Source organism: Psychrobacillus sp. BM2, from assembly GCF_048572895.1.
Classification (GTDB): Bacteria; Bacillota; Bacilli; order Bacillales_A; family Planococcaceae; genus Psychrobacillus.
The window spans coordinates 2,117,643-2,142,679 of the sequence record NZ_CP183878.1; the positions used below are offsets into that span (position 1 = coordinate 2,117,643).

General features: G+C 37.1%; 21 protein-coding genes. 3 read left to right on the forward strand and 18 right to left on the reverse strand.

The genetic code is table 11. The features are described from left to right. Positions 1–8 precede the first annotated feature (8 nt). From ACN6MX_RS10275 to ACN6MX_RS10300, 6 genes are all read right to left on the reverse strand, one after another. Positions 9–1,271, reverse strand: a complete 1,263-nt coding sequence (locus tag ACN6MX_RS10275; protein WP_419962504.1) for a sugar ABC transporter substrate-binding protein — start codon at positions 1,269–1,271, stop codon at positions 9–11. Between the two features lie 62 nt (positions 1,272–1,333). Then, complete coding sequence (locus ACN6MX_RS10280) at positions 1,334–3,709, reverse strand: glycoside hydrolase family 65 protein (protein ID WP_419962505.1); 2,376 nt, start codon at positions 3,707–3,709, stop codon at positions 1,334–1,336. A 429-nt stretch (positions 3,710–4,138) separates the two neighbouring features. After that, the gene (argH, locus tag ACN6MX_RS10285) at positions 4,139–5,512 is read right to left on the reverse strand and encodes an argininosuccinate lyase (protein ID WP_419962506.1); all 1,374 of its coding nucleotides are present in this window, start codon (positions 5,510–5,512) and stop codon (positions 4,139–4,141) included. Next, entirely contained in the window at positions 5,509–6,717 is a 1,209-nt protein-coding gene (locus tag ACN6MX_RS10290) for an argininosuccinate synthase (RefSeq protein ID WP_419962507.1), read from the reverse strand. The genes argH and ACN6MX_RS10290 overlap by 4 nt, the downstream gene beginning before the upstream one ends. A gap of 198 nt (positions 6,718–6,915) precedes the next feature. Next, positions 6,916–7,212, reverse strand: a complete 297-nt coding sequence (locus ACN6MX_RS10295) for an antibiotic biosynthesis monooxygenase family protein (protein ID WP_419962508.1) — start codon at positions 7,210–7,212, stop codon at positions 6,916–6,918. A 22-nt stretch (positions 7,213–7,234) separates the two neighbouring features. Continuing rightward, positions 7,235–7,894 carry an HAD family hydrolase gene (locus ACN6MX_RS10300; RefSeq protein WP_419962509.1) on the reverse strand — a complete coding sequence of 220 codons (660 nt, stop codon included), beginning with the start codon at positions 7,892–7,894 and terminating at the stop codon, positions 7,235–7,237. A gap of 1,184 nt (positions 7,895–9,078) precedes the next feature. On the opposite strand from ACN6MX_RS10300, the gene ACN6MX_RS10305 reads away from it, so the two are divergent. Then, entirely contained in the window at positions 9,079–9,243 is a 165-nt protein-coding gene (locus tag ACN6MX_RS10305; protein WP_340779667.1) for an aspartyl-phosphate phosphatase Spo0E family protein, read from the forward strand. An 89-nt stretch (positions 9,244–9,332) separates the two neighbouring features. Here ACN6MX_RS10305 and ACN6MX_RS10310 read toward each other — a convergent pair whose 3' ends face one another. Next, the gene (locus tag ACN6MX_RS10310; RefSeq protein ID WP_419958842.1) at positions 9,333–10,085 is read right to left on the reverse strand and encodes an SDR family NAD(P)-dependent oxidoreductase; all 753 of its coding nucleotides are present in this window, start codon (positions 10,083–10,085) and stop codon (positions 9,333–9,335) included. Then, entirely contained in the window at positions 10,072–11,016 is a 945-nt protein-coding gene (locus ACN6MX_RS10315; RefSeq protein ID WP_419958843.1) for an MBL fold metallo-hydrolase, read from the reverse strand. Before ACN6MX_RS10315 ends, ACN6MX_RS10310 begins: the two co-directional genes overlap by 14 nt. A gap of 424 nt (positions 11,017–11,440) precedes the next feature. Between ACN6MX_RS10315 and proC the strand changes: the two genes are divergently transcribed. Next, the gene (proC, locus tag ACN6MX_RS10320) at positions 11,441–12,256 is read left to right on the forward strand and encodes a pyrroline-5-carboxylate reductase (protein ID WP_419958844.1); all 816 of its coding nucleotides are present in this window, start codon (positions 11,441–11,443) and stop codon (positions 12,254–12,256) included. Positions 12,257–12,629: 373 nt separating this feature from the next. Here proC and rnz read toward each other — a convergent pair whose 3' ends face one another. The 6 genes from rnz to mce form a co-directional block, all read right to left on the reverse strand. Further along, positions 12,630–13,574 carry a ribonuclease Z gene (gene rnz / locus ACN6MX_RS10325; protein ID WP_419958845.1) on the reverse strand — a complete coding sequence of 315 codons (945 nt, stop codon included), beginning with the start codon at positions 13,572–13,574 and terminating at the stop codon, positions 12,630–12,632. A 186-nt stretch (positions 13,575–13,760) separates the two neighbouring features. Then, positions 13,761–15,002, reverse strand: coding sequence for a DNA polymerase IV (locus ACN6MX_RS10330; protein WP_419958846.1), 1,242 nt, complete (start codon positions 15,000–15,002; stop codon positions 13,761–13,763). A 779-nt stretch (positions 15,003–15,781) separates the two neighbouring features. Continuing rightward, complete coding sequence (locus ACN6MX_RS10335) at positions 15,782–16,267, reverse strand: chemotaxis protein CheW (RefSeq protein WP_419958847.1); 486 nt, start codon at positions 16,265–16,267, stop codon at positions 15,782–15,784. 18 nt (positions 16,268–16,285) lie between these two features. Further along, the gene (locus ACN6MX_RS10340) at positions 16,286–17,398 is read right to left on the reverse strand and encodes a M20/M25/M40 family metallo-hydrolase (protein ID WP_419958848.1); all 1,113 of its coding nucleotides are present in this window, start codon (positions 17,396–17,398) and stop codon (positions 16,286–16,288) included. Between the two features lie 13 nt (positions 17,399–17,411). Further along, positions 17,412–18,959: an acyl-CoA carboxylase subunit beta gene (locus ACN6MX_RS10345; protein ID WP_419958849.1), complete on the reverse strand. Its 1,548-nt coding sequence runs from the start codon at positions 18,957–18,959 to the stop codon at positions 17,412–17,414. A gap of 4 nt (positions 18,960–18,963) precedes the next feature. Further along, positions 18,964–19,374, reverse strand: coding sequence for a methylmalonyl-CoA epimerase (gene mce, locus ACN6MX_RS10350; protein ID WP_419958850.1), 411 nt, complete (start codon positions 19,372–19,374; stop codon positions 18,964–18,966). Positions 19,375–19,499: 125 nt separating this feature from the next. Between mce and prli42 the strand changes: the two genes are divergently transcribed. Then, entirely contained in the window at positions 19,500–19,595 is a 96-nt protein-coding gene (gene prli42 / locus ACN6MX_RS10355) for a stressosome-associated protein Prli42 (protein WP_175453977.1), read from the forward strand. Between the two features lie 54 nt (positions 19,596–19,649). Here the strand turns inward: prli42 and ACN6MX_RS10360 are convergent, their stop codons facing one another. Genes ACN6MX_RS10360 through ACN6MX_RS10375 form a run of 4 tightly spaced genes read right to left on the reverse strand, consistent with a single transcriptional unit; the run spans position 19,650 to position 25,022 of the window. Continuing rightward, the gene (locus tag ACN6MX_RS10360; protein ID WP_419958851.1) at positions 19,650–20,090 is read right to left on the reverse strand and encodes a BrxA/BrxB family bacilliredoxin; all 441 of its coding nucleotides are present in this window, start codon (positions 20,088–20,090) and stop codon (positions 19,650–19,652) included. Positions 20,091–20,132: 42 nt separating this feature from the next. Next, positions 20,133–21,227, reverse strand: coding sequence for a methylmalonyl Co-A mutase-associated GTPase MeaB (meaB, locus tag ACN6MX_RS10365; RefSeq protein ID WP_419958852.1), 1,095 nt, complete (start codon positions 21,225–21,227; stop codon positions 20,133–20,135). Then, positions 21,227–23,386: a methylmalonyl-CoA mutase gene (scpA, locus tag ACN6MX_RS10370; protein ID WP_419958853.1), complete on the reverse strand. Its 2,160-nt coding sequence runs from the start codon at positions 23,384–23,386 to the stop codon at positions 21,227–21,229. Before scpA ends, meaB begins: the two co-directional genes overlap by 1 nt. Continuing rightward, a complete protein-coding gene (locus ACN6MX_RS10375; RefSeq protein ID WP_419958854.1) occupies positions 23,373–25,022 on the reverse strand; it encodes a methylmalonyl-CoA mutase family protein in 1,650 nt (549 codons plus the stop codon). The genes scpA and ACN6MX_RS10375 overlap by 14 nt, the downstream gene beginning before the upstream one ends. Positions 25,023–25,037: the final 15 nt, after the last annotated feature.

Genomic DNA, 25,037 nt, shown 5'->3' on the forward strand with positions numbered 1-25,037 from the left:
AAATTAAACTATTTTACAGCGTTTTTCCAAGCATCATCTAAACTTTCTATAAATTCTTCACCAGTCATATCTTTAGATAAAAAGAATTCTTCTGCCTTTGGAGCAAAATCGTTTGGAACTATATTAGCTGGATAATAATTTTGTGCCCAAGGAATAGTTTGACCACTATTAGAAGCGTTTAATACGTCCTGAGATAGTGGATCTAAGTCATCTGCAGCGATAGTTGTAAGCGCTGGAACAAATCCAAATTCCTCGACAATGTAGCGGTGACCTGTTTCACTTGTAAACATCCAATTTAAGAAGTCTTTTGCTGCTTTTGTTTCCGCTTCATCTTTTTTTCCATTGACTGCCCAGTTATTTCCGACACCAACGGCTAATTTATCAGTACCCATTAATGGGAATGGTAGCATTCCTACCTCAAAATCTACATCAAAATCTGCAAGCATTCCATATGCCCAGTTACCTTGGTGAATCATTGCTGATTTTCCAGCTGCAAAGTCACCAACTTCTTTATCGTATGTTACATCTAAAGGACTTGGTGTGTTTGCTTTAATTGCTTCCATAAATTTACCGAACTCTTGGAACTCTTTCGTTTCTGCCATTGTTACATCACCACTTGTTAGCTTATCGATAAATTCATAGTGATCGCTCTGCAAAGAAAATGGATAGTTACTAATATGACCAATTAAGAAATAAGCTTCTTTTGAAAGACCAAGACCAGTAATATCTTCTGCTTTAAACTTTTCTAATGTGCTGACAAAAGATTCATAATCAGCAACATCTTCCGGTTTTACTAAATCTTTGTTATAAACTAATCCAAATCCTTCTACTCCATAAGGTACTCCTACAATTTGGTTATCTACCTTTAATTCCATTCCAGGAGCAATGTCTTTTGCATATTCTTCAGATGATAAATCAGCTACATAAGACTTCATTTTCTCCGCTTCTGTTACATTTTGAAGGCTGAATATGGATGGACCTTGATCACTATTCAAACGAATTTGCAGCTGTTCAAAGTAATCGTCACCTGTTGTTCCCCATACTTCGACTTCAACGCCAGTTTCAGCAGTATATTCCTTAGCAAGTGCTTCTAGTTGGTCCGATATTTCCACTTTACTTTGGAAAATAGTAATTTTTTGATCAGAAGCTTTGTCACTCTCGCCTTTTTTATCGTTCCCTGTTGCACCATCATCACTGCCACTACAAGCGCCTAGTATTAATAGCAATGCGATAATAAATAGACTACACCATGTTCTTTTTTGGAACTTCATTTTAATTCATCCCCCTAAGATTTTAGTTTCTATAGTGAATAAAATGATCACTCATTTTATAACTATCTATTATTAGATGTATATTCTACTTTCAAAACATCCGTACACTCATAATGTTGACCAAAAGCCTCAAATTCTATTGTTTTCTTATTCTCTACTTTTACTGATAATGTAGACGCAGTTATGGATAGAGAAATTGGTTGACCATGCCATTGAATCGTGAAATTCATATGCTGCCACTCTTTTGGTAATTTCGGATTAATAGAAAGTTTTCCATCAATTAGTCGAATCCCAGCAAAACCAAATATGGCAGATTTCCATATTCCACCGATAGCAGCAGCGTGAATACCATCGTCTGATGTGTTCATCCTCGGTCCTAAGTCAACTTCTGTAGCTTTCCTAAATAGCGAATATGCTAAATTCGTGTCACCAATATCATTTGCTAGAATGGAGTGTGTTGCTAAACTTAATGAAGAATCATGTAATGTTTTCGGCTCGTAATAATAGAAGTTAGCTTCTTTTACAGCATTTGATAACCGAGTATCTTCCCTTAAAAAAGTTTGGTTTAACAGGTAAAACAACAGTAATGTATCTGCTTGTTTTGTAACTTGAAGCGTATTAATTTGTTCTGAATTATAATCTCGATACATTGTTCTTAGTTTTTCTTGATTTTTATATTTTGTCAGATTAATTTCTTTTAATTTTAAGTAGGTATCATCTTGAGGAATTACTAAATCCTCTTCACGTGGCTGTGGTAAATATATGTTTTGGGCTTTTGATTGCCAAATTGGAAATGCTGTTTTCAAATCTAATTTGTTATTCAATACTTCCAGTAGTCTGCGGTTTTCTTTCATTAATGTTTCGTAATATCGTATTGCTAGTTTTATATTGAAGAAAGCCATATAATTCGTAAATGCATTATTGTTTACATGCTCTTTATACTCATCGGGACCTATCACATTATTAATATAGTATTCTTGCTTATCTGCATCCCACTCAAGCCGACTTGCCCAAAAGCTTGCGGTATCAAAAATGATTTCATATCCATAGTGATCCATAAATTCATGATCAGCAGTGACATTAAAGTATTGATAAATTGCAAAGGTAATATCAGCGGAAATATGTTGCTCAATAATTCCCGACCAAATTTTCGTTTGCTCTCCTGTAACAATATCAATGTCTCCTAGTTTTGGAGTTACTTCTCCGTCAGTTGGCCAAGCAGCCTCCCAAGGAAACATCGCACCACTATATCCATTTTCTCTTGCCTTTTTTCTGGCGCCTTCTAGACCGTGGTAGCGATAAGTTAAAAGTGATTTTGCAACTGCTGGATTGGAAAAAGTAAAAAATGGTATAATGAATATTTCAGTATCCCAAAACGAATGCCCTTTATAGCCTTCACCACTCAATCCTTTTGCTGCAACTCCCATCCGTGCATCATGTGCAGGAGCCATAATCGTTAACTGATATAGGGAGAATCGCAATGCAAGTTGATCATATGGATTATCGCTATTAATCTCTAATTTGTATGCATTCCATACGCTATTATTCCAAGCTTCTGTATGTGAATGAAAGAGTGAATCATATCCTTTTTCAGAACTGTTGCGTAAATCTTCTAATGATTTCTCCATCAGCAATTGAAGATTATATTCGGTATTGTCAAATTCCTTATCTCGACTCGTATACACTGTCGTTAGTTTTTCCAGTTCCATTTTATCGTTAGGTTGAAGATTAACATTGTAGGTAAGCCACACTTTTCTACGGGCCATGTTCATTTCAGGGTAATCAGTTCTTTCTTCATCATTAACAATAAGTTTGTGGGAAGAGTTGATAACCACATCTATTTTAGACTCATTGGTTGTTTGGACTAGCTGAATATTCTTTTTATCAAATACTCTCCGTTCACCCTCGAGAAAATGCTGCGATCCTGAATTAGTCATTTGTGCATCAATTCCAGTGTCAAAAGAAATTTGAACTGGATCTGTTAAACTTTTAACAAACATTTTCATGCCAATTAGATGTAAATTATCTAGAGACACAAATCGTTTAAATTCAAACTGTAGTACTTTTCCTTTTGGAGATGTCCATACAAAATATCTGCTCAGCTCTGCTGATTTAATATTTAATTGTTTTATGTAATCCTTTGTTTTTCCAAATTCAAGGCTGAATCGATCACCATCTACTCGAATATCTAACCTCGTCGCATCCGCTAAGTTTGGTAATTCTGTTACTTCATTTTCTCTAGCTTTATTAAAAGTACCACTGACAAATAAATTTCTAGTTTCTTTCAAATATGGTTCGTCATTAGCAGAGCGCAGTCCCAAATAACCATTACCAAGGGACATAATTGCTTCACTTTTCCCAAGTGTGTCTGGTTGGAATGCCTCTTCCGAAACAATCCAATTCTCAAGGTCTCCTTTACCACGCGAATACTTTATCATGTGACTTAAAATCCCCTTTCCAAAAAGCATTTGTAAAATGTTACGAAAACGTTTTAGTTTTCTTAAAAAAAAAATACGTTTTTATGGAGAACTCCTTTTGAGCATTCTTCAAAAACGTTTTAATGGATAAAAATAAATTGTAAGCCTTTACATATTTACTATAAATATAAAATTCTAAATTGTCAATAAATCATACATTAGTATTAAGCTATGTTCAATCATCTAGTTGAGTACTACACAGTAATTGATTGTAGTGAAAGATGGCGACTTCGGCAGGATGAGTTAGACAGAGGAAACGGAAAACAGTCGTATTATTCATTTATAAGAGTGCCGATAACCCAGTGTACACATGACATTTTTATATACTTTTCTATCTTTCAAAAAAACCTGTAGACGGTTTCGTAATCCTACGAGTGTCTACAGGTTTTGTTATACTAGTCGCGTCTTTGCCTCTGCAATTTGGATTTTCACTTGATCAAAACCAGTTCCACCGAGCGAATTTCTTCTTTTAACAGCGGCTAATGGTGATAATACATCGTATATATCTTGTTCAATCAAATCGCTTGCTTCCTTAAGATCTTCCAACGGTAAATCGAGTAAGAAATAACCACGTTGGATGCATAGGAAAACTAATTTCCCAGTTACCTCATGTGCTTCACGGAATGGAAGTCCTTTTGCTGCTAAATAATCAGCAAGCTCTGTTGCATTTGAAAAGTCTTTGTGGACAGTATTGTGTAATCGTTCTGTATGAACTTCCATCGTACGAACCATGCCTTCAAAAATCTTCAATGATCCAACAATTGTATGTACAGTATCGAACATACCCTCTTTGTCTTCTTGCATATCTTTGTTGTAAGCAAGGGGAAGTCCCTTAATAATCGTTAGTAGTCCCATTAAGTTGCCGTATACACGTCCAGTTTTGCCGCGTATTAGCTCTGCCATATCTGGATTTTTCTTTTGTGGCATAATACTAGAACCAGTTGAAAAAGAATCATCCAGTTCAATAAAATTAAACTCGGAGCTAGACCATAAAATAATTTCTTCGGCAAATCGGGATAAATGAGCCATCAGCATAGAAGAATTACTTAAAAACTCCATGATAAAATCACGGTCACTTACTGCGTCCATACTATTTTCATAGACATTTGCAAAACCAAGATATTCAGCAGCTATCTTGCGATCAATTGGGAATGTAGTCCCAGCAAGAGCCCCTGCTCCAAGCGGTGAAATATCGATGCGCTTCATAGAATCTCTAAAGCGATCCTTGTCACGTTCTAGCATCCAGAAGTAAGCCATTAAATGGTGGGCAAATGAAATTGGTTGCGCACGTTGCAAATGAGTATATCCTGGCGCAAGTGTTTCCACATGCGTTTCGGCTTGAGTCACAATTGTTCGTTGGAAAATCTCGATTAACTGGAGTATTTCTCCTACTCTATTTTTCAAAAACAAATGCATATCTGTCGCTACTTGATCGTTACGGCTGCGACCAGTATGCAGCTTACCACCAACTGGTCCGATTAAATCGATAAGCATTTTTTCTAAATTTAAATGGATATCTTCATTGGCAACTGAAAACTCTAACTTGTTTTCAGTTGCCAGTTTTTTTAATTGAACAAGTCCATCTAAAATACTTTGAACATCTTCAGGTGGGAGTATATTGCAGTCCCCTAGCATTTGAACATGTGCAATACTGCCATCTAAATCTTCATTTACTAAAGTTTGGTCGAACTCGATCGATGCTCCAAATTCGTCGACCCATTGTTCGGCAGATTTTTGAAATCTGCCTCCCCATAGTTTTGTCATGCTTTCACCTTCTCTACTCCCTTGTTCACCATAGCGTGAACTTTTGTTGGAAGACCCCATAGCTCGATAAATCCTACTGCAGAAGCATGATTAAATTCATCGTCCTTTGTATATGTTGCTAATTTTTCATTGTATAGAGAATTCGGAGATTTACGTCCTTCTACAATAGCATGACCTTTAAATAATTTTACACGCACTGTACCATTAACATATTGTTGCGTTTCTTTTAAGAATGCTTCAAGTGCAGTTCTAAGTGGAGAGAACCAAAGTCCTTCATAAATAAGTTCTGTTAACTTTTTCTCCATAACTGGTTTAAAATGAGCTAATTCTTTTACTAATGTTATATCTTCTAATTCTTTATGTGCCAGCAGCAATGTATGCGCACCAGGAATTTCATATACTTCACGTGATTTAATACCAACTAAACGGTTTTCAACATGATCAATACGGCCGACACCGTGTTTACCAGCTAACTCATTTAATTTTAGTATTAATTCATGTAATGGATATGCTACTCCATCTATAGAAGTAGGTACTCCTTTTAAGAATTCAATTTCAATTACATCAGCTATATCAGGTGCATTTTCTAAAGAAACAGTTAAGTCATATGCATCTTCTGGTGGTGCAGCCCAAGGATCTTCCAAAATACCACATTCATTTGCACGACCCCAAAGGTTTTGATCGATAGAGAATGGGCTATCAAGGTTAATCGGAATAGGAATATTTTTTTCTTTTGCATAAGCAATTTCTTCTTCACGGCTCCAGCTCCACTCACGAACTGGTGCAATTACTTCTAAACTTGGATTTAATGCTTTAATAGAAACCTCGAAACGAACTTGGTCATTCCCTTTACCTGTGCAACCATGTGCTACTGCTGTTGCTCCAGTTTGCTCTGCAATTTCCACTAATTTTTTGGAAATCAACGGGCGTGATAAGGCAGAAACTAATGGATATTTATTTTCATACCATGTATGTGCTTGGAGAGAGATTAATGCATATTCATTAGCAAATTCTTCTCTTGCATCAATCATATAACTTTCAATTGCTCCGACCTCAAGTGCTTTGTTTTTCACGAATGCAAGATCTTTACCTTCTCCAACGTCAAGACAAACCGCTACAACATCGTATCCTTCATCTTTTAACCATGTAATTGCCACTGATGTATCTAACCCGCCCGAATATGCTAAAACAACTTTTTTGTTCATTTTATATCCCTCCAATGAATTTATATACAATAAATAAGTATTAATATACATAATGTAGCATGAAATATGTATAAATACAACTTATTTTTTATAATTATACCTAATTATTTATCTTCAAGTGATTTGTAGAAGGATACAAATAAAAATAGACTTAACTCTCTCTTTTTACAAGAGTGAGACTTAAGTCTATTTTATATTCTAGATTAAATGCACTTTCTCAAAGTGTTCGACAACTGGGAAAGGATCATAGTATGGGTGGAGTAGTTTCTTCCATTCTTGATATTCGCTCGATTCTCTAAAACCAATTGTATGATCTTCTAAGGTTTCCCATCTTACTAATAGTAAATATTTCCCTTTAACCTCCATACAACGCTGTAACTCATGAGATATATAACCCGGCAAAGAGGAAATAATTTTGGATGCTTGACGAAAATCATCCTCATAGTTTTCCTCTATATCCTTTTTAACTTGTAGCATTACTGCTTCTAATATCATGTTAATACTCCTTTTTCTATGGTTATATGCGATCTAACTTCTTTAAAAGATCATTTAAAGAGATTTCCCCCATAGAATTTATTCGATACTCATAGTTCTCAAATTTTAAGTTACTTGTAACTCTATTAGGGACAATGACACAGCGAATTCCTGCCTCATTTGCAGCACTCAACCCATTCAAGGAATCTTCAAAGACAATCGTTTCTTCTGGCGACAATTCTAAGTCATATAGTGTTTTATTATATAGCTCGGGATCAGGTTTAATATTGCTCACATCATCTTTTGTATTGATGACTTCAAAGTAGTCTATTATATTAAGCTTCTCTAAGTATGTATGCACCCAATCCTTTGATGAACTTGAGGCTAGGGCTATTTTCAAATTATTTTGTTTAGCCTCAACTAAATAATCTTGAACACCTTCCCGCAGTACAGGTGCTTGCATGAGTTTTTCGTATCTTATTGCTGCATGGTCTTCTAGCAATTCACAATTGACAGAATCACCCGCAATTTCCCGGAAATAGCGGTATAAAACATCGTTTCCAGTTCCAATACACCTGGAATATCCTTTTAAATCCAGATTAATATGATGGTTTTCCCAAAATACCTCTTTGAATGCTTCATACCAAGTAGTTTCTGTATCCACGATTAAGCCATCAAAATCTAATATAACTCCTTTTATCAATTCCAAAACCCCATTTTTTAATATTTTTGCAACGTTTGTACCTTATATTGATAATCTCAGTTTTCATTGTTAATATTCTTCATCCACTCCCTTTAATCCTTTTATATAAAAAGTTAATGTGATCAATTTAGTAGCTTTGCATAAGAAAAACCAGGAAAAACTGGAAAAAATAAATCCGGTCCTTTTAAAACCTGTTTCTATCATTTTCTAAGGGCTTAAAACAGACACTTTGCTATATGATTACCGAGTGAATTTTTAGAGATGCTGGTTGATTGTGACGTCCGTCACAATCAACCAGCATCCTTTTTCGATAATCTTATGGCGTTTGTCTGTTGGTCACCCTCCTACAACGCTTAGAAACAGGTTCGTGCATTTTTGGGTAACTAGAGAAAAGATACTATCCAATTCATTATGAAAGCTCACGAAGATGCAATTTCGTTCGCTATTTCACTTCTTTATGGGGCAAACACTTACTAATTCTTTTATTTCCACTAGTAAAAAAGAATAGCTGCTTTCTTCCTCTATCATGGGATAATCACATTTCTAATGCAAAAGTGATGACAAATAATTTGATCACTCTCTAAAATCTTACCAATCTTATCATCTAGCGATAAGCTATGCTAAATCTTATAGTGGGGCACTACATACTAATTGATTGCAGTGAAAGGTGGCGACTCCGGCAGGATCAGTGGGACAGATGAAACATCACATCGACGTGCAAGCGACGGTGATGGTTCATCGCTCACCCTGCGGAGGCCAACAGGATGTTGGTCACGAAGGCGTTGAGACCCATAGGATGTGGGTTATGCAATCGTTGCCGTAGGACGCGGCGAACTTAGATTGCCTTCCCTTTGAGAGGTGGCGCACTTAGCCATCGTTCCTTTGTCTCCACCTGAAACGGAAATCACTGGTATGATTTATTCTTTTAAGTACACGAAACCCGGTGTTCATGGAACATTTTTATACACTTTAATCTTCAAAGCAATGTCTAGTAGTATTGTTTAAATGTATCAATAAATATGTTAGAACTTATATAAATGTGACATTTTTGTGAAAAGTTAATATTTTTTCACAATCCGACAATCTTTGCAATTTCCTTATTATACAATAAGCAAGTTGCTACATTACCTACTAGATATACACTCCAAGAAATGAAGCTAAATACACACTACGGAGGAAATATTGTGAAAAGTCATTTGCACCAAAAAGCATTATTACTACGAATTGAGCTAAAGAAACAAGATATGTATAGAAAGGCGAAAATTCTTGGTTTTACTCATCCAATTGTCGTCACTTGTAGCCAAGAGCTTGATGAATTACTAAATAGATACCAACGAAAAGTTTCATGAATTTGAAATATATCGATACCTTTCTTATTTGACTCTACTAAAAAACCGATTTCTCCTTTATTTTTGAGGAAAAGTCGGTTTTTTAGATTTTATTTTTTTTTGAAATACTTTTTACCAACTGTTTCGACAATTGATGGGGCTATCGCATATAGTTTACTTGTAATACTCATGTAAGAAGGAAGGTCAACTTCTCTTACTGGTTTCTCAATTACTCGTTCAATTGACACGACTACTTTTTCTGGGGCTAATAGATGTTTTTTCATACTGCTTCTATAATTGCCCGATTGATCAGCTAAATCGAGAAATGGCGTATCAATTGGCCCTGGATTGATAGTTGTAACCTCCACACCAAACTCTTTCAGTTCCATTCGAATAGCATTTGCAAACCCGATTATGGCATGCTTAGATGCTGCATACACAGAAGCCTTAGGGGTAGCTACTTTACCTGCTTGGGATGCTACAAATATAATGTGACCACTGCGGCGAGTTTTCATCTTTTTTGCAAAGTACTTTGTAAGTTTCATAGGAGCTAATACGTTTACCTGAAGCATTTTCTCCATATCTCGTTCATCCATATCCAATAGATATGAAAAGGTACCTACACCAGCACAGTGGATAACTATATCAGGTGTACCCATGTCTATAAAAAGGGAATCGAAAGATCGATCGGATGTTAAGTCCGCTTCAATTGTATGTATTCCAATGGTTGTTAAACTATTCAATGCAATGGTATTTCTACCGGTAGCCCATATTTCATGGCCCGCTTCATGTAGAGCTTTAGCAAGCATAAATCCAACCCCACTAGTAGCACCAGTGATAAGAATTTTTTTAGCCTTGTTCATATAACAGAATTCCTTTTTCGCTTCGTTTTTCCGTTATAAGCTCTTCATCGATTAAATAATCTATTTGACCAATGGTTTCAGAAAGGGTTAATCCTAGTTCTTTTTCGTATACTTTGGGAAATAACTGTTTAGTTAATTCAAAAATTGTTTTTTCCCCCTCTTGCATCATATCCAGTACTTTAAGTGCCCGCTCTTTTTGTTTTTCCAGTCTAGTAGCAACAAGCTCCTGAATATTATACACTTCATTGCCATGCCCACTATAAACTTTTTTGATAGGTAACTGTTGGATTCTTTTTAATGATTCATTGTATTGTAACATTGATTTTGGACGCTCTGCATGTGCATTTAACGGTGGCTCAATTAAAGGATTGGAAGAAATCTTTTCAAGTATTAGGTCCCCACCAATAAGAACTTTTGAACTTTCAGACCAAAATGCTAAATGACTTTGGGCATGCCCTAACGTTTCAAGTACTTGAATATCCGGATGCCCCGGCAATATATCCCCTTCATATAAATAGCTGTCTAACGATCGACTTCCAAGTAAGCTCAAAGGTCGTCTCATCTTCTCAACCCAATTAAAATATTCCTCCGGTACCCCTTCTTCTTTTAAACATTGTAGATAGAAACGATCATGATACTGTAAAAATTCTTCGTCACGAGTCATCCAAACTTGATTGTATTCATGCCCTAAAATGGTTGCTTGTTCAAAAGCCTCCGTCCAGCCGGCATGATCGGGATGATGATGTGTTAAAACAACCTGCTCAATATCAGTAAGGTTATAGCCCGCTTCTTTAATCCCTTGTGTTAATGCCGTTAAAGCAAGTTCTGTTTTTGGTCCAGCATCTATTAATGTCAAAGCATCGCCCTTTACTAAATATGCGTTTACATCCCCTACCGCAAATGGAGTAGGAATTATAATTTTATGTATCATTTGAATTCTCCTTATTAATGAATAGTCATTCATTACATTGTACCCTTAATTATGGTAGCCGTCACGGAAATATGGTTGACTTTTTCTAATAAGATGCATATAATTTCTTTAATTCAGAATATAAAAGCTAAGATGAAGATTAGTACATATATGATGGAGTTAAGAGAGTGAAATGACCCGCTGCAAGTTTCACCTCCCGCTCGTATATAGAACCTACTTCGGAGCTACTATGCAAACATGGTCGTACCTTCTCGATACGAAGGATTAAGTTGTGCTGAAATTTTTCGGCAAATTTAGGTGGTACCGCGGAAAACAAGTGTTTTCGTCCTTATTATATATGGGACGAGAGCGCTTTTTTATTTTGTTTTAATACCGCTCTATTTACATGAATGAAAGTTAGGCACTATTAAAGGGAGGAATTTATATGACGAAGATTGTATTTGTTGGCGCGGGTGCTATGGCAGAAGCGATTATAAATGGATTAACCAAAGGAAATAAAATTTCACCCGAATTTATTCACGTCACGAATAAATCAGATGTAAGCCAGCTTAACTATTTAAAAGAAACGTATGATGTACAAATCGTATGTGAACAGAAAAAAGCAATAACTGAAGCGAATATAATTTTTTTAGCGATGAAACCAAAAGACGCAAATGATGCGTTAAATAGTCTGGCGCCATATATAAACAAAGATGCAACGATAATTTCAGTTATTGCTGGTATCAGCATCCAGACCATTTTAAACTCTTTAGGCAATAGACCAATTGCACGTGTTATGCCAAACACTTCTGCTGCTGTTGGAATGAGTGCATCAGCTATATGCTGGAACGAGCTTATTTCAGATGGATCCAAACTACTCATCATTGATCTCTTAGAATCGATTGGTTCTGTAAAAGTAGTAGCAGAAGAAGATTTACATGTTGTTACTGCACTTTCCGGAAGTGGCCCGGCTTATTTCTATTATTTCGCGGAACAGTTTGAATCAGCTGCAATTAAATATGGTTTAGAAAAGGGCGATGCTCGTCAATTATTTATACAAACAATGGAAGGTGCCGCACAAATGCTGAAAAATGGTGATGCGGAACCAGAAGAACTGCGTAGAAGAGTGACAAGTCCAGGTGGTACTACAGAAGCAGGCTTAGAGCAGTTAATGGCGCATAAAGTAAATGAAGCTATCTTTGCTTGTATCCAAGCTGCACAAAACAGATCTCGGGAACTTGGCAAACTATTTGAATCCTGATAAAGAAATGCTTGCAATAAAGAGGTGTAGTTAGAATGAAAGTTCATATTTTGTCGGCTGGGGCACACTAGCTTTTAAAAAGTGAAACTACAATCAGTGGGGAGTTCTTATTCCCCACTGATTGTTAGTTGAACCATTCGGGCATTTACGGGCAGTTATCTCCCACTTATTCTTTGGTGCTTGAACCAAGCCTTTACGTGGAAGTCATACTGCCCGTTAATGCGGGACTAATGCTGGCATTGCACTAGGGAAAAACAGAAGTCTTAATTGGTTTATTCTATCATTAGTTATAGGACCTATTGCTACTGTGAGCTTAGTTATCGTAGAGAAGAAAAAAGAATCCGAGTGAAGCATGCTTCGTTCGGAATCTCTTTTATAATTTATGTTTGATTATTGAACCATTTATCCAATTATATTCTGTAAAATCTTCGGCGATATAAATGGGAAAACTATAATTTTCGACTTGGGCAAGCATTTTATTTAAATCAGATGACAGGAATCGTGCACTAATATGATTAACGATTAAGTGCTTAGCATTCGCTTTTTGACAGACTTCGGCTGCATCAACTATTGTTGAATGCCCATAAAGGCGTGCAAGTTTAGCAGTATCTATGTCGAATGTTCCTTCATGGACGACAATATCTGCATCTCCACTCAAAGCTATGGAGTTTTCACAGTATTTTGTGTCTCCAAGTATCGTTACTTTAAAGCCTTCTCTCGGTTCTCCAGTTACATCTTCACTCTTTACTATTATTCCATTTGGAAGCACCACATCTTGTCCTTCTTTTAATTGTTTTAATAAAGGACCTCTTGGAACTCCTAAAACATCTGTTTTTTCAATATAAAGTTCTGGCGCAAGGGCTTTTTGTTTAACCGAGTATCCGAAGCAAGGTATTACATGTTCTAATAATTTTGCTTCCACTATAAATTGTTCATCTTCAAATATAATTCCCTCTTCAATCTCTATAATTGAAAGTGGATATTTCACATGAGTTTTGGATATAGCAAGAGTTACCTCAATCCAATTTTTCAACCCTGTTGGTCCATATATTGTAAGAGGTTCCTCCCCGCCTAAAAAAGAACGGGATCCGAGCAAGCCAGGAAGTCCATATATATGATCTCCATGCAAATGTGTTACAAATAATTTTTCCAGTTTACGAGGCTTCAGTGTCGTATGCAAAATTTGATGCTGGGTGGCTTCCCCACAATCAAACATCCAGAACGTTCCTCGCTCATCTAATAGTTTTAAAACTGTAGAAGTCGTATTTCGCTGTTTCGACGGCATTCCTGCTCCAGTACCTAAAAATAATAACTGCATATTTACTCACTTCCTTTATTCGATGGGACATTTTATAGTTATATAAACTCTAGGTAACTCAATAATTATATTGTTAGTCTACCCTTAATTTTCATGTATGTAAAAAAACAAAACAATACTATAAACCATATCTGATATATATCCACTAACGTATTAAAACAATTGTACATCAAAGTTTTTTAAACATTAATCTTGATGATCATCTAAGAAGTCTTTACTAAAACTTGTTTTGGATTCCAGTGAAGGTTTCTTTTTTATTTTCATGCCCCGCTTAATGCTGTTTTCTCCGAATTTACCTTGTAATTGCTCTACAAGCTTTAATATCGGCTCTTCTTTTGCATGTTCTTCAAAGTTAAAGATAGACAGCTGCTCTACCGATTCTCCCTTGTCATAGACATTATTCACAGTCACGCCTAATAAACGTATCGCATCACCATTCCAAGAAGCACAGAATAGTTCTAATGCCAATTGATTTATTTCCTGTTCCTTATATAGACGATTATTTACTGTTTTACTTCTCGTTTTGTTTTTCCAATTAGCGTCCCGTATATGTATCGTAATAGACCGTCCAGCTAAATTTTTTGCATCTAGTCTGGCAGCTACTTTTTTCGACAAACGAATAAATACCTTTTCTAGCTCTTTTATATTCGACTCATCATAAGGTAATGTTGTTGAATTTCCAACACTCTTTGTATCATAAATAGATTCAGGATCTACCGGTCTATTATCAGTGCCATTTGCACGATTTAGAAGTCGGACTCCATTTTTCCCTAGTTTTTCTTTAAGTAAATTAGGATTTGCGTTAGCCAAATCTCCTATAGATTTAATGCCGATCGATTCCAATTTTGTTGCAGTACTTTCTCCTATTCCATGCATATCTATTACTGGGAGGGGCCAAAGAATTTCTCCAACCTGTCTTTTCCGTAAAACAGTTATACCCATGGGCTTTTTTATGTTGGATGCTGTTTTAGCTAGAAATTTGTTAGGAGCGATTCCAATAGAACTAGGCAAATCAAGCTCACGGATAATACGATCCTGAATGGATTTGGCAAACCCTACTGCATCGTTGTTCATGTCAACTTCCGTTACATCTATATACCCTTCATCTATGGAAACTGGCTCTACAAGATGAGTATAAGACCTTAAAATTTCAAACATTGCTTTAGAAGCAATTCGGTAGCGTTCAAAGTTTGGGGGCAATAAAATCAGTTCAGGACATTTTCGTTTAGCCTCCCAAACAGACATGGTTGTATACACACCTTTGGCCCTTGCCTCATACGAGCATGTAACCAATATCCCCCGTCTTTCTTTGGGATTGCCTGCAATGGCAATAGCCTTTCCTTTCAATGAGGGGTCATGCGCTTGTTCCACAGAGGCATAAAAGCTATTCATATCTAAGTGAAAAATAATTCTATGTTTTCCCGACAAGTCATTCCCCTCCTTCTTTTTTAGGCCAAAACCTTTTTCTATCTTTTTCGAAGGACTTTGGACAGATGTTTTGCTATATGATGATCGAGTGAATTTATAGTGACATTGGTTGTGAAGGACACAACCAATATCACTTTTTTTCGATAATCTTATGGCATTAGACTATCCGTCGTACTCCTACACCACTTAGAAACAGGTTAGAGCGTTTTAGGATAACTAGAGATAAGCTGCTTTCTTATTCATAGAGCAAGCTCACGAAGATGCAATTTCGTTCGCTACTTCCCTTCTTTATCAGTTAAACTCTTACTACTTCTCTTTATTTCCGCTAGTAAAAGAAAATTGTCTGCCTTCCTCTGTCATTGAATAATAGCATTTCTAAATCAACAGCAATTACAAACAGTTTATCTCAATCCAAACTTTTGACAAACCTATAACCTATATCTAAGGGAATGCTTTGCCATATCTTATAAGTACTACTCGCTATTTCATTGTAGTAGAGGGTGGCGACTCTTTGAGAAAAAGCGCTAGTCGAAGACCCCACAGTGTTTAAGGATGGAAGGCTAAGTGCGTCACAACGCGATCGCAACGCCTTCATGACCAACATCCTGTTGACCCAAAGCTAAGGCAGCGCCCACGGAACGCTTCCACCTGAAACGGAAACCAGCAGCGTAGATGAATAGTTGCTTTATTCATCCAAGAACACTGGGTTTTGGACTCATAAAAATTTATCTTCAAAAAAGGTAGCTATATAAGCTACCTTCCCTGACTAAATCATGAAACTAGTTATTGATTGTCTCTTCTTTCTTAACTTCGTCTACATAAGATTGAATATCATTAAAGCCTTCTAAAGAACTTACCAAAATAGAAGCATCCACGATTGTAATCATTCGATTTTCTAGGTTTGCAACCGCTGTGAAATAACGTGTTTTCGTATAATTCACTAAACCAATTTGCTTAAGATTTTCCTGTTCAATATCTAAAATCTCTTTCGCCTCTTTTACAAGAAGCCCAACCGTCATATTTTCCGTGTGCATGGTAACTACTCTCGCTAATTCCTGATCAACACCACTACGATTATACAAAATTTGTTCGAAATCAATAATTGGCACTAGCTCTCCGCGAATTTTCATCAACCCAATTAAATAATTTGGTAAATGTGGGATTGGGTTTACATGCTCTAATTTCTCAATAGAGACTACATGCTCAATGGAAACTGCATATTCTTCATTTCCACATTGAAATACTACAACTTTTTCATTGCTCAACAAAATTCACCTCCTATTTTATTCTGCCGCCACTAGAACGATCTCTACTATTAAATCGGCTAGTTTCTTTAACTCTTCAATAGGCATACGTTCATTTGTTGTATGAATTTCTTCATAACCTACAGATAGTATAACAGTAGGGATTCCAAATCCAGCAATCACATTGGCATCGCTACCTCCGCCACTAGTTTTAATGTCAGCAGTTCTTCCGATACGTTCTACTGCACGTTTAGCAATCTGTACGACAGAATGATCTTCTTCAAAATGGAAGCCTGGGTACATTAATTGTGTTTCTGTTACTGCTTTACCACCAAATTTCTCGGCAGTCTCTGCAAATGTTGCAACCATATGTGCAACTTGTCCATCTAGTTTTTCTTTATTGATCGAACGTGCCTCAGATAGAATATGCACTTCATCACATACTATATTTGTTGCTTGTCCACCTTCAAAACGTCCGATATTAGCGGTAGTTTCTGCATCCAGTCTACCTAACTTCATAGCAGAGATGGCTTTAGCAGCTAAAGTAATGGCAGAAACACCTTTTTCAGGTGCAACTCCAGCATGTGCAGTTTTTCCAGTAATAGTCGTCCATAGTTTTGATTGGTAAGGAGCAGCCGTTACAATACCACCAACAGTCCCATCACTATCAATCGCATAGCCATATTTAGCAGTTAAGAGAGAAGCATCTAATTCTTTAGCTCCTACTAGACCACTTTCTTCTCCAGCCGTAATAACAACCTGAATATCTCCGTGTTCAATTGATCGTTCTTTCAAACGACGAATCGCTTCAAATAATGCGGCTATCCCAGCTTTATCGTCTGCTCCTAAAATGGTTGTCCCATCCGAATATATATAACCATCTTCTTTAATAACTGGTTTAATCCCTTTACCGGGTACTACAGTATCCATATGGACAGTGAAATATATTGGGTCTACATTTGCGTTAGACCCCTTTAATGTTGCAATTAAGTTGCCGGCACCGTGACCAGTTTTAGCAGCAGAATCGTCCTCAATTACAGAAAATCCAAGCTGTTCTAATTTACTTTTTAATATTGGTGCAATTACTTCTTCATGTTTTGTTTCAGAATCTATTTGAACAAGTTCTAAAAACTCTTCTACTAATCTACTCAATTAAAAGTCTCCTTTATAATGGAATATTACCATGTTTTTTATTTGGTCTAGTTTCTTTTTTATTGCGCATCATTTCTAATGATTGTATTAGCTTCATGCGAGTTTCTCTTGGGTCAATAACATCATCGACCATTCCCATAGAAGCTGCTACATATGGATTGGCAAATTTTTCACGGTACTCTTCTATTTTTTCTGCACGAATTGCTTCTGGATTATCACTTTGGGCAATTTCACGAGCAAAAATAATATTTGCAGCACCGTTTGGTCCCATTACTGCTATCTCAGCATTCGGCCACGCAAAAACAACATCTGCTCCAATAGATTTGGAATTCAAAGCAACATAAGCTCCTCCGTATGCTTTTCGTAAAATAACCGTTATTTTAGGAACGGTTGCTTCTGAATATGCAAATAGTATTTTAGCGCCATGACGAATAATTCCACCATGTTCCTGTTTTATACCAGGGAAGAATCCAGTTACATCTTCAAACGTGATGATCGGAATATTGAATGCATCACAAAAACGTATAAAACGAGCTGCTTTGTCTGATGAGTCTATATCGAGACCTCCAGCCATTACTTTTGGTTGGTTGCATACTAAGCCCACTACCTCGCCGTTAATACGAGCTAGACCAATGACAATGTTTTTAGCAAATTCTTTTTGCACTTCTAAGAAAGAATCCGTATCAACGACCTGTTCAATAACTTTCCGAACATCGTAAGGACGAATTGCTTCAAAAGGAACGATATCTGATAAATCAGGACGATAATTATCTTCTTCTTTTACATCAGTTATCGAGGGCTTTTCTTCAAAGCTTTGCGGTAAATAACTTAGTAGTAATCGAACACTTTCTAATACTTCCTCTTCTGTTTTCCCACGGAAATGTGCATTTCCACTTATCGTATTATGTACTTTCGAGCCACCTAGATCTTCCGCAGAAATTTTTTCCCCAGTAACAGTTTCGATTACTTTCGGTCCCGTGATAAACATTTGGCTTGTTTCATCTGTCATAAACACAAAATCGGTAATAGCAGGCGAATATACCGCACCACCGGCACATGGACCTAAAATGACAGAGATTTGGGGAATAACACCCGAATAAATTGCGTTACGATAAAAAATCTGACCATATCCATCCAGTGAAACCACACCTTCTTGAATACGAGCACCACCTGAATCATTTAAGCCGATAAACGGCGCTCCATTTTTGGCTGCTAAATCCATGACGTTAGCAATTTTAAGTGCATGCATTTCTCCCAAAGCTCCGCCAAATACGGTGAAATCTTGAGAGAATAAATAAATTGGACGGCCATTTACTTTCCCGTAACCAGTTACGACTCCATCACCAGGGCCTTCTTGCTTGTCCATTCCAAAGTCAACTGTGCGGTGCTTGATGAATGGATTTAACTCTACAAATGAATCCTTATCTACTAGTAATTCAATACGTTCGCGAGCAGTCAACTTACCTTTTTCATGCTGCTTTTCGATTCGGTCATCCCCACCACCAAGTTCGATTTTACGTTTACGATCATATAAGTCATTGATTTTTTCATAAATATCCATATAATTACTTCGCTCCCCCGGTTTTATCGACTAATTCATATAGTACTCCACGAGATGACTTCGGATGAATAAATGCTACTTGAGCACCGTGAGCACCTGCTTTGGCAGTTTCTTGTATAAGTCGAACACCTTTTTCTTTTAACTCGTCCAAACGTTGTTGAATACTAGAAACACCAAAAGCAATATGATGGATTCCCTCACCCTTTTTTTCTATAAATGAATGAATCGCACTTGTTTCATCGATTGGTTGAAGTAATTCTAAATGGACATTGCCACTATCGATAAAAGCTACACGAACTTTTTCAGATGGAACATCTTCAATATGTAATAGTTTTAACCCCAATGTATCTGTGTAATAAGGAAGAGATTCTTCTATACTTTTCACAGCAATACCAATATGATCAATATTCTCCATTTTTACACCCCTTTTTTTAAAACACTTACCTTATTCTATTGTACCTATTTCAAAAAAAAAACTCTACCTCTTGTGCATTTTTATGTTTTTGTTAAAATAAAGGTACAAGCTAAAGGAGAGAAATTATGCAAAACCAAAAATTTCGTAAAATTATTGTTTATTTAATGATTTTTGTAATGGTCATGTCGACATTACTATTCGGTCTAAGCTTCGTCCTTTAAGAAATGATAAAAACCAGCGAATGCATCTGTATGCTTCCGCTGGTTTTTATTTTTTTATACTTCTTCGCAATATTCTTCAAATAATCCTTGTAAGTGCGTGATCACTGAAGTTGGTGCATGACCTTCTATTTCATGACGGCCAATTTCTGCTATCGGTTGTCCATCTTTTAGTAGTACAAATGATGGTGATGAAGGTAAGTGATCATCTCCGAATAGATTCCGTGCTTGTTGAGTAGCTAATTTGTCTTGACCTGCAAAAACAGTTACTAAATGGTCTGGACGTTTATCATAGTGTACTGAGTTAGCAGCAGCAGGGCGTGCAATTCCTCCAGCACATCCACAAACTGAGTTTACCATCACTAAAGTTGTTCCTTGACGAGCAAATGCAGCATCTACTTCTTCAGGTGTCTTAAGTTGTTCAAACCCAGCTGCATCCATTTCTCCACGAGCTTGCACAAGTATATCATTCATATATAAATTGAAATCCATATTCATTTTTGCCACTCTCCTTTTTTAAACTAATTTTATCTTATCAGATTATTGGTTTGGATTCGAGGAAAATAAATCGTCGACCGCTTGGGAAACCGTTATTTTTTCATCTCGCACTAATTGTTCTAATGTTGTCATTGATTGTTTTTTTACATTGGAAGAAAAAAAGTCATCATATAATCGATCTACAATCATTGTTTTAAACCATTCCACTGTTTGCTCTTTTCTTCTTTGTTGCCATACAGATTTTTCCTTCATCATTTGCTCGAAATGAAGTATATTCTCCCAAACAATATCTAAGCCAATTTTATGCAGAGAAGATACTGCTAAGGCTGGTGTCTTCCAATTCGGTGTGGAAGGTGCTAAGAAATGGAGAATCTGCTTATACTCTGCAACTGTTTTTTTCGCTAGTTTTTCATTGGAGCCATCTGCTTTATGGACAATAATTGCATCAGCAAGCTCCATTATTCCTTTTTTCATCCCCTGTAGTTCATCACCTGCTCCTGTGAGCGCTAATAATAAAAAGAAATCCACCATTCCACGTACAATGGTTTCGCTTTGACCTACACCAACCGTTTCGACTAAAATCACATCGTATCCGGCAGCCTCACATAGAAGCATCGTCTCGCGAGACTTTTTATGCACCCCCCCTAGTGTACCAGCAGTTGGTGAAGGTCTTATAAAAGCATTAGGGTGTTTTGCAAGCTCTTCCATTCTTGTTTTATCTCCAAGAATACTTCCGCCTGTCAAAGAGGAACTAGGATCGATAGCTAGTACTGCAACTCTAAACTCCTGATCGCATAGCATTTTCCCAAATGCCTCGATAAATGTACTCTTTCCTACTCCTGGAACTCCAGTTATTCCTATACGAATGCTGTTACCAGTATAAGGAAGCAGGTTTTTCAATAATCGCTGACCAATATGCTGTTGATCATTTACAGTACTTTCAATAAAAGTTATTGCTTTTGCTAAATGCAATCTGGAGCCATCTTGAATTTGCCGGATGTATTCCTCCTCATCGATTTGAAGAGGCTTTCTTTTGGAAAACTTTTTAATAGAAGCATTCCCCATACCATCATGTTGCGATTTAATACCACTCATCACATGCATTGAAGATTCTTCTGTTTTATCCGATTTTGACATTAAGCTTCCACTTCCTCGTAGCCAAGACGCTTGTAAATCTCTTCAATGACTTTTTGTGCTGCAACAGGTATAACTGTTCCTGGTCCAAAAATGGCAGAAGCACCATTTTCACGTAGGAAAGCATAATCCTGTGCTGGGATAACACCACCAACTACGATTAATATGTCTTCTCTACCAAGCTTAGCTAGCTCTTCTTTCAATGAAGGAACTAAGGTCATATGCCCAGCAGCTAATGAACTAACTCCGACAACATGGACATCATTTTCTACTGCCTGTAGCGCTGTTTCTGCAGGTGTTTGGAAAAGAGGACTAATATCTACGTCAAACCCTAAATCGGCAAATGCAGTAGCAATAACCTTCGCTCCACGATCATGCCCGTCCTGACCCATTTTGGCGATTAAAATACGCGGACGACGACCTTCATTTTCTCGGAAGTCCTCTGCCATTTGTTTCACTGCATCAATCTCTTCTACATCATTAAAGTTTGCACTATAAATACCACTCACAGAACGAATCACCGCCTTATGTCTTCCTGCCACTACTTCAATTGCATCGGAGATTTCACCAATAGTTGCTCGTTCTCTAGCAGCTATAACAGCCGATTCTAATAGGTTTGTTTCTCCAGTTCTTGCTGCTTCCGTTAAATCAGTCAACGCTTTTTGTACTGCGTTCTCATTACGCTTAGCTTTTACTTCTTCTAAACGTTCCATTTGTTTTTGACGGACGACTGTATTGTCTATATTTAAAATATCAATAGCATCTTCTTGCTCTAAACGATACTTGTTAACACCAATGATTACCTCTTTTGAAGAGTCAATTTGTGCTTGTTTTTTGGCAGCTGCCTCTTCTATTTTCATCTTAGGTAGACCAGTTTCAATGGCTTTTGCCATACCGCCAAGCTCTTCAATTTCTTCTATTAAAGCCCATGCTTTTTCCATTAACTCATGCGTTAATGTTTCGACATAGTATGACCCGCCCCATGGATCGATTACCTTCGTCATGTTCGTTTCTTCCTGCAGGAATAGTTGTGTGTTTCGAGCAATTCGTGCAGAGAAATCTGTCGGCAGGGCAATTGCTTCATCTAAAGCATTCGTATGAAGGGACTGTGTATGACCCATTGCCGCTGCATTTGCTTCTATTAACGTTCTTGTAACATTATTAAATGGGTCCTGCTCCGTTAAACTCCACCCTGATGTTTGAGAATGTGTTCGAAGAGCAAGTGATTTAGGGTTTTTCGGATCGAAGCTTTGCATCATTTGTGCCCATATTCTACGAGCAGCACGCATTTTCGCAATTTCCATAAAATAATTCATCCCGATGGCCCAGAAAAATGAAAGTCGTGGGGCAAAGGCATCAATATCTATTCCAGCTGCAAGACCTGTTCGAACATATTCTAATCCATCAGCTAAAGTGTAAGCTAACTCAATATCCGCAGTAGCTCCAGCTTCCTGCATATGGTAACCCGAGATAGAAATAGAATTAAATTTAGGCATCTTTTGAGCAGTAAAAGCAAATATATCCGCAATAATTTTCATAGACATTTCCGGAGTATAAATATACGTATTACGAACCATATATTCTTTTAAAATATCATTTTGTATAGTACCTGCTAGCTTCTCAAGAGATACCCCTTGTTCTTCCGCGGTTACAATATAGAATGCTAAAATTGGTAGCACAGCACCATTCATCGTCATTGAAACAGACATTTGATCTAACGGAATCCCATCAAATAAAATCTTCATATCTTCGACTGAATCTATAGCCACTCCTGCTTTCCCTACATCTCCCGTAACTCGTTCATGATCCGAATCATAGCCACGATGCGTCGCTAAATCAAATGCAACCGATAGACCTTTTTGTCCCATTGCTAAGTTTCTTCTATAAAAAGCATTGCTTTCCTCTGCTGTTGAAAATCCAGCATACTGGCGAACTGTCCATGGCTTCGCAACATACATCGTTGGATAAGGGCCCCTAGTGTTCGGCTCGATACCTGGAAGGTCGTTTATATGGGCCAATTCAGATGTATCTTCCTTGTTATACATAGGTTTTAAATGAATTCCTTCATTTGTTAAAAAGGAATCGGTTATTGATATTTTAGTATTGTCCTCTTTTAGTAATACTTCTTTAATGGATACTTTATCGTAATTAGGCATTGTCATTTGAATCCTCCTTTTTAGCAAAGGCTAAAAGTTGCTGCCCTTTTTCAAGAAGCGATTGTCCAGCAGAGATACATCCAGACAATCCGGCATCTAGCCAGTCTTCATACTCCTCAAATTTACCGGCAACATCCATTGGTACGGACAGTTTTTCATTTAATAATGCGGGAACTAAACCAGCCGTTTGTTCATCGTTACCAACAAAAACTATATAGTGGATATTCTGTTCATTTATCCATTTTTGTAGATCGAATGGCTTTAAGTTTTCCGGTGCTACGATTGGTAATATTCCTAATGCGGTTAAATATCCGCTAACAAAGTCTATGCGAGCTTTATATTCTTTTAAAATACCATATGGAATAATAGCGGTGTTTAATGGACTGTCTTCGAATGATTTTCGTAATTGCTCAAAAGGTTCAGCTAGACGCTTATAACCAGTGAATTTAATAGGCTTCTTAAGTACGTCATCAGGATTTGCATAAGTATTCGTTCCAATTAATGATTTTTTACGAGTAGACAGTGCAGCAAGCTGCTCCTCCCACTTTACTTTTGCCCGTTCTAAAAGCATACTTTCTCTATCTTCTACCGTTTCTTTTTGCATTAACGTTAAAAAGTATGTCCACGTTTTTTCAACGAGCTCATTAGTCAATGTGTCCACATAGTAAGAACCACCTGCTGCATCAACAACATGCTGGATATGCGTTTCTTCTTTTAGTACGAGCTGCATATTACGGGCGATCCGCTTAGATGTTGCTGTAGCTCCGGTTAAATAATCATGTGGGTACGTCGTCAAACTATCCGCCCCACCAAGAACGCCTGCTAGGGCACTATTACCCGCCCGCAAAATATTAACATTTGCATCTAATACGGAGTAAGATCGCAACGAAGTTTCTATATGTACAGGGATTGCCGCTATGTCTGTATTCCCATATGCTTGGCCGAAAGCTTGCCAAAGGATACGAAAAGCACGAATTTTCGCTATTTCCATAAAGAAATTATTTTCCACGGAAAATTGTACGAATGCTTTAGTAACAAGCTTCTCAATGCTAGTTTCGCCTGCAAAAGCATCTGCTTTTACTAGTACGCTTGCTAGCTCGCTAATAGCGTCCCCACCTGCTTGATGGATTGATGATCCATTTAAGAAATATGTTCTAGCGTTAGGAAGTTCCACATCCTCTGCTCCAATTACTAATCCTTTTAGGTCAGTAAAATGATTTAAAAAACCCGGATTATCTGATACATCTAGAATAGCAGTATGATTCGTCAATAGAGCTGCTAACTCCTTTATTTGATCCGTATTCCAAGTATGTTCTTTTTCTAATTTGAAATGAACAACATCATTACCTTTTGCAAGCGATTCTGTGATTTCTTTAAGTATTTCTTCACTTGTAGATCCTTCTGCAATTTGAGCGATTAACCACTGAGAAGATTTTTTTGCTTCCCGAACAATTGCCGTTAGTGATACTGGAATATTGCCCAGATCTTCTAAAGAATAAAGCGGTTTCAAAATGATGTCCTCTAATGTTCTCGTAGATAGCGACTCCAATGTTTTCCCTTTTAATGATTTGAGGGCTACTTGCTCCCATTCATCAAGTGTTGCATTATTAAACGTCGTTTTTCTCATTTTATCTAATGTCATATGAACGCTTTCGCT